Raw genomic sequence first — 6,262 nt, forward strand, 5'->3', positions numbered from 1 at the left:
CGCCGCCCTCTGCGCGGCCGGAACCGCCCGGCCGCCGCGCGCCGACCGGCTGGCGCGGATCATCGAGCATCTGGGCCGCGAGGAACCGTTCATCGCCACCCTCGCCGGCGCGCGGATCCAGGCCAAGGAGGGCGGGGTGCTGTTCATGCGCGAGCCGGGAGAGCTGCTGCGCGCCGGGCTCGCCGGCCAGATGCTGGCTCCGGGCGAGCAGCTGGTCTGGGACGGCCGCTTCGAAATCACCACCGAGCGGGTGGCCGTGATCGCGCCCCTGGCCGGCCACGCCGCCCAGTTGCCGCCCGCCCAGCGCGCGGCCCTGCGCTCGATCCCGGCCCGCGCCCGCGCCGCCCTGCCGGTCGTGCTCGACGGCGCGGCGGTCGCCTGCCCGCTTCTGGAAGAGGTTCCGGGCCTGACGATCCGCAGCCTGGTGCGCGAACGCCTGCTCGCCGCCGGCGGCGCAGTCGAGCGCGAACCCTAGCGGCCGACGGTCGTCAAAACGTGCTCGATGCCAGTGACGATCGGATCGGCGAAGGCCTTGCCGAGCAGGTTGGCGTGGTTGGCGCCGCTGACGTGCTCGACATAGCCATGCTGCGACAGCTCGGCGGGCACGACCTGCAGCGCCTTCAGCCGCGCCTGGGTGGCCGCACTTCCCGCCGTCACCACCGCCACCGGCAGCTCGGGGGGCAAGCGGCCGGCCTCGCGGCCCTGGCCCGAGGTGCGCGGCCAGTTCTGCACTTCCTCGGCGGCCCAGCGGGTGTGGACGGCCGAGCCGTAGACCCGGCGCTTTTCCTTGCGCGCCTCGCCCTCCAGTCCGATCAGGTCGCCGATCACCAACGACACCGGCCGCATGAACCCGACCCCCGACCAGGCGCCGACCAGCTTCATCGCCCCGCGATAGGCGTGGATGCCGGCCGCCGCCCGGCGCACATCCAGCATCTCCGGCGTCACCGCGTCGACCAGCACCACGCCCAGCACGCGCTCGCGGTTGCGCGGCACGAACACCCGCGCCATCAGCCCGGCCATCGAGTGGCCGGTGTAGACCACCGGCCCGCCCTCCCCCAGCTGCGCCAGCAGCGCCTCCAGGTCGGCGGCGATGGCGCGGCCGTCGCGCGGCTCGGGTCCTGGGTCTGAATAGCCCAGGCCCGCGCGGTCATAGGCCAGGCTGCGCAGGCCCTTTGCGGCCAGCTTCTCCTGCACGACCGCCCAGTCGGCGGCGCAGCCGAAGGCGCCGCATTCCAGAACGATCAGGGGGCGATCGGTCTGCGGTCCGGCCGGCGTGGCGCGGATCCGCCGTCCGCCAATGTCCACCAACCGGCCCCGGGACGGGTGAAAACGCTGGGCCGTCATCTGCATACCTTGAGCATCCCCCCAATCTAGTCGAGGTTGCCGGCCAAACTAGGAGTCGGCGGGAATGTTGAAGGCGATCTTGCGAACGGCCGTGGGCGTCGTGCTGGGCCTGATCGTCGGCCTGCTGATTATTCTGGCGGTCGAGGGCGTCGGCCACACCATCTTCCCGCCGCCGCCGGGCGTGAACCTGACCGATCCGGCCCAGCTCGACACCGCCATGGCCATGATCCCGACGCCGGCCAAGTTCGCCGTCCTGCTCGCCTGGTTCCTCGGCACGCTCGGCGGCGCCTCGGCGGCCAACCTGATCGCCGGACGCCGCGCCTGGGCCGGGCGCATCGTCGCCCTGATCGTCCTGGCCCTGTCGATCTTCAACATGGCCAGCATCCACCACCCGGTCTGGATGGCGGGCGGAGCGCTCGCCGCGATCCTGTTCGGCGGCTTCGTGGCCGACCGTGCGTTCGGCCGGCGGCGCTAGCGTCCTTCCCACTCACGATGGATCATCGCGGGACAGGGTTTAGCCGGCGACCCGGACCTTCTTCGGATAGTAGGCGGCCGTCTTCATCGGCAGCTGCTCGGCGGTGGCGAACTCGCGGCCGATGAAGGCCGTCGGATTGAGCGGCGTCTCGCCGCGGCGGATCTCGAAATGCAGGTGCGGCCCGGTCGAGATTCCGCTCGACCCGATGCGGCCGATGATCGTCCCGCCGCTCACCTGCGTCCCCGCCTTGGCCCCGCGCTCGATGCGCCCGAGGTGGGCGTAGAAGCTGGTCAGCCCCCCCTCGTGCTTGACCTCGACGAAGCGGCCGTAGGACGCGCTGGTCCCGGCCCGCACGATCACGCCGTCCTCGACCGCGGCGACCGGCGTGCCCGAGGGCGCGGCGATGTCGACCCCGCGATGCAGTCGCCCGTGGCGCTCCCAGGGCATGCGGCGCAGTCCGAACGGCGAGTTGACCTGGTGGCCGGCCACCGGCTCGCCGAACGTGAACTCCGGCGGCGGGGGCGGCGGCGGCGGAACCTCGGCGATCGCCTTGGCGTAGGCCGGCGGCGGCGGCGGCGCGCGCGGCGTAATCAGCGTGGTCGCGTACGCCGCGGTGACGACGCTCAGGGTCAGGGCGACCGCAAGCAAGCCCTCGACCCAAAAGTGGCGCATGCCGCGGTGCGCGGCCAAGCTCAACGAATTCAAGAAGCGACCTCTTCCAGTACAGTCGAGCTATACGGACGGCCACTAGAGGTTATGTGACCTAGCTGCGACGACGCCCCGCGCTGCGGAGAAGCTGATATGTCGCCCTTTTATCCCAAAATTCAGTGCGTCGATGAATTTCATGTGGCGCACATTGTCGCGCCACGGAACCTTGCACGGATTGCTGTTGCACGCATAAGCGATGCTATCGGATTACTCGACTTGACTGTAGCGCATGCCGCCCCAACGAAAAGGGCGCGCCCATCGCTGGGCGCGCCCCTCCGCAAGGACCTTGATGCTCGACGATCAGAGGCCCTTCAGGATCCCCTCGACCATCTTCTTGGCGTCGCCGAACAGCATCATGGTGTTGTCGCGGAAGAACAGTTCGTTCTCGACGCCCGCATAGCCCGAAGACATGCCGCGCTTCACGAAGAGGACGGTGCGGGCCTTTTCGACGTCCAGGATCGGCATGCCGAAGATCGCCGATGTCGGATCGGTCTTGGCCGCCGGGTTGGTGACGTCGTTGGCCCCGATCACGAAGGCGACGTCCGCGGTCGAGAACTCGGAGTTGATGTCCTCCAGCTCGAAGACCTCGTCATACGGCACGTTGGCCTCGGCCAGCAGCACGTTCATGTGGCCCGGCATCCGGCCGGCGACCGGGTGGATGGCGTACTTCACGTCGACGCCCTCCTCCTTCAGCTTGTCGGCCATTTCGCGCAGGGCGTGCTGGGCCTGGCTGACGGCCATGCCGTAGCCCGGGACGATGATCACCTTGGACGCGTTCTTCATGATGAAGGCCGCATCGTCGGCCGACCCTTGCTTGACCGGCCGGGTCTCGACCTTGCCGCCGGCGCCGGCCGCGGCGCTGTCGTCGGCTCCGAAGCCGCCGAGGATCACCGAGATGAAGCTGCGATTCATCCCCTTGCACATGATGTAGGAGAGGATCGCGCCGGACGAGCCGACCAGCGCCCCTGTGATGATCAGGGTGACGTTCTCGAGCGTGAAGCCCAGCGCCGCCGCCGCCCAGCCGGAATAGCTGTTCAGCATCGACACCACGACCGGCATGTCCGCGCCGCCGATCGGGATGATCAGGGTGACCCCGATCAGCAGCGCCAGGGCGAAGATGCCCCAGAACGCCCAGATCGCCTGGCCGCCGCTCATCACCAGCACCACGATCAGGCCGACGATGGCCAGCGCGATGAGGATGTTCAGCAGATGGCGGGCCGGCAGCAGGATCGGTGCGCCCGACATGTTGCCGTTGAGTTTGGCGAACGCGATCACCGAGCCGGTGAAGGTGATGGCGCCGATGGCCAGGCCGAGGCTCAGCTCGATCAGCGAGGTCATGTGCACATGACCGTCGGGCGTGGCGATGCCATAGGCCTGCGGCGTGTGGATGGCCGCGACCGCCACCAGACAGGCGGCCATGCCGACCAGGCTGTGGAAGGCGGCGACCAGCTGCGGCATCGAGGTCATGGCGACCTTGCGGGCGATGACCGCCCCGACCGCGCCGCCGATGGCGACGCCGCCGAGGATCAGGCCCAGGGTCAGGCCGTCCAGCTTGCCCTGCCCCCAGAGGGTGGCGAGCGCGGTGCCGACGGCGATGGCCATGCCGATCATGCCGTTGCGGTTGCCCGCCTGGCTGGTGGTCGGCGACGACAGGCCCCGCAGGGCCAGGATGAAGAGGACGCCCGAGACGATGTAGGCGATGGCGGCGAGATTAGCGTTCATGTTCCCCCCGCTCCCCTTACTTCTGCTTCTTCTTGTACATGGCCAGCATGCGCTGGGTGACGAGGAACCCGCCGAAGATGTTGACCGCCGCGAAGGCCGCGGCGACGGCGCCGGCCCCCTTGGAGATCAGCACGTTCTGGGTCAGCTCGCCGTCGGTTCCGCTGGCCGCGGCGGCCAGCAGGGCGCCGACGATGATCACCGACGAGATGGCGTTGGTCACCGCCATCAGCGGCGTGTGCAGGGCGGGCGTCACGCTCCAGACGACGTAGTAGCCCACGAAGATCGCCAGGACGAAGATCGCCAGGCGGAAGACGGTAGGATCGACAGCTTCCATCGGTGCGGCTCCGGTCAGGCGGTCAGGTTGGGATGGACGATCGCGCCGCCCTGGGTGACGAGCGCGGCCTTCAGGATTTCGTCCTCGTAGTCGGGGGCGAACTTGCCCTCCTTGTCGAGGAACAGCCCGGAGAAGGCGAACAGGTTGCGGGCGTAGAGCGCGCTGGCGTCGGCGGCGATGCGGCCCGGCAGGTTGGGCTTGCCGAGGATCTTGGCGCCGTTGGCCGTGGTCACGACCTCGTCCAGCTTCGCGCCCTCGACGTTGCCGCCCTGCTCGATGGCCAGGTCGACCAGCACCGAGCCCGGCTTCATCGACGCGACCTGCGCGGCGCTGACCAGCTTGGGCGCCGGGCGGCCGGGGATCAGGGCGGTGGTGATGACGATGTCCTGCTTGGCGATGTGGCTGGAGACCAGCTCGGCCTGCTTGGCCTGGTACTCGGCGCTCATCTCCTTGGCGTAGCCGCCGGCGGTCTGGGCGTTCTTGAACTCCTCGTCCTCGACGGCCAGGAACTTGGCGCCGAGGCTCTCGACCTGTTCCTTGGTGGCCGGCCGCACGTCGGTGGCGGTGACCACCGCGCCCAGGCGCCGGGCCGTGGCGATGGCCTGCAGGCCGGCGACGCCGACCCCCATCACGAACACCTTGGCGGCCGCGACCGTGCCGGCCGCGGTCATCATCATCGGCAGCGCCTTGCCATAGGCCTCGGCGCCTTCGATCACGGCGCGATAGCCGGCGAGATTGGCCTGCGAGGACAGCACGTCCATGACCTGCGCGCGGGTGATCCGCGGCACGAACTCCATGGCGAAGGCGGTCGCGCCCTTGGCGGCCAGCGCCTTCAGGGCGTCCTTGTCGACATAGGGGTTCAGCGTCGCGGCGACGATCGCGCCGGTCTTCAGCGCGGCGATCTCCTCGTCGACGGGGCTGCGCACCTTGAACAGGATGTCGGCTTGGCCGATCGCGTCCTGGGCGGTCTTGGCCAGGGTCGCGCCGGCGGCGGCGTAGTCGGCGTCGGGATAGCTGGCGGCGGCGCCCGCCCCGGCTTCCACGGTCACCGCAAAGCCGGCGCCGATCAGTTTCTTGACGGTCTCGGGGGTCGCGGCCACGCGCGTCTCCCCCGCGCGGCGTTCCTTGGTGACGGCGATTGTCGTCATGCGCCCCTTATCCCCCTACTCGTTCCCTACCTGACGGGGACCATAGAGGCCGCCGCCAGCCGTTGTCCAGCGACCGCAGTGCAACATTCAAACAATTGTTTGGCGACGAACCCCTTTGGCTTTCAAGGTTTGTCGATGGCTCGTCGCCTCCCGTCGAACCGCCGTCCGCGCCGGTCGAAGCGCGGCTGACGGGGTCCCTCATCCGCGTCACCGGTTCACCGCTCAAACCAGAAAAAGTCGGTGACCTGTGAAAAGAACTGCCCTTGTCCTATCGGCCGCGCTCTCGCTCGCCGCCGTCGCCGCCCCGCCCGCCCTGGCCGACGGCGCCATCCGCCCCGGCGACGAGGCGCTGAGCTGCGAGGCCCTCTCCGCCGAGGTCGGCAAGCTGGAGGACGCGCAGGCCCGCCGCGCCCAACGCGCTGAAACCGGCCGCAAATTCATGGGCTTCGCGGGCTCGACCCTGGCCGCCGTCGGCCCGTCGATGATCGCCCGCGCCGACGCCGGCGAGGCGACCCTCCTCGCCCAGCACGC

General features: G+C 69.7%; 7 protein-coding genes and 1 pseudogene. 3 read left to right on the forward strand and 5 right to left on the reverse strand.

Translation table 11 applies throughout. The features are described from left to right. Nucleotides 1-475 (forward strand): annotated as a pseudogene (locus OUA97_RS22900) (tRNA(Ile)-lysidine synthetase); the annotation flags it as partial. On the opposite strand, the gene OUA97_RS22905 reads toward OUA97_RS22900, so the two are convergent. After that, nucleotides 472-1,305 (reverse strand): alpha/beta fold hydrolase, encoded by an 834-nt coding sequence (locus OUA97_RS22905; protein WP_267234400.1) that lies wholly within the window; start codon nucleotides 1,303-1,305, stop codon nucleotides 472-474. The pseudogene OUA97_RS22900 and the gene OUA97_RS22905 sit on opposite strands and share 4 nt — an antisense overlap. Before the next feature lie 103 nt (nucleotides 1,306-1,408). Here OUA97_RS22905 and OUA97_RS22910 point away from each other — a divergent pair, with 103 nt between their 5' ends. Then, nucleotides 1,409-1,819 carry a hypothetical protein gene (locus OUA97_RS22910; protein WP_267234401.1) on the forward strand — a complete coding sequence of 137 codons (411 nt, stop codon included), beginning with the start codon at nucleotides 1,409-1,411 and terminating at the stop codon, nucleotides 1,817-1,819. 39 nt (nucleotides 1,820-1,858) lie between these two features. On the opposite strand, the gene OUA97_RS22915 is transcribed toward OUA97_RS22910, so the two are convergent. The 4 genes from OUA97_RS22915 to OUA97_RS22930 form a co-directional block, all read right to left on the reverse strand. After that, nucleotides 1,859-2,524, reverse strand: coding sequence for a M23 family metallopeptidase (locus OUA97_RS22915; protein WP_267234402.1), 666 nt, complete (start codon nucleotides 2,522-2,524; stop codon nucleotides 1,859-1,861). 303 nt (nucleotides 2,525-2,827) lie between these two features. Further along, nucleotides 2,828-4,249: an NAD(P)(+) transhydrogenase (Re/Si-specific) subunit beta gene (locus tag OUA97_RS22920; protein WP_267234403.1), complete on the reverse strand. Its 1,422-nt coding sequence runs from the start codon at nucleotides 4,247-4,249 to the stop codon at nucleotides 2,828-2,830. Nucleotides 4,250-4,265: 16 nt separating this feature from the next. Beyond that, nucleotides 4,266-4,583, reverse strand: coding sequence for a proton-translocating transhydrogenase family protein (locus tag OUA97_RS22925; protein WP_056022909.1), 318 nt, complete (start codon nucleotides 4,581-4,583; stop codon nucleotides 4,266-4,268). A 14-nt stretch (nucleotides 4,584-4,597) separates the two neighbouring features. Beyond that, a complete protein-coding gene (locus OUA97_RS22930) occupies nucleotides 4,598-5,731 on the reverse strand; it encodes a Re/Si-specific NAD(P)(+) transhydrogenase subunit alpha (protein WP_267234404.1) in 1,134 nt (377 codons plus the stop codon). Nucleotides 5,732-5,978: 247 nt separating this feature from the next. On the opposite strand from OUA97_RS22930, the gene OUA97_RS22935 reads away from it, so the two are divergent. Then, the coding region (locus OUA97_RS22935; RefSeq protein ID WP_267234405.1) for a hypothetical protein at nucleotides 5,979-6,262 on the forward strand (284 nt) is incomplete at its 3' end.

The organism is Phenylobacterium sp. 58.2.17 (assembly GCF_026411515.1).
GTDB lineage: Bacteria > Pseudomonadota > Alphaproteobacteria > Caulobacterales > Caulobacteraceae > Phenylobacterium.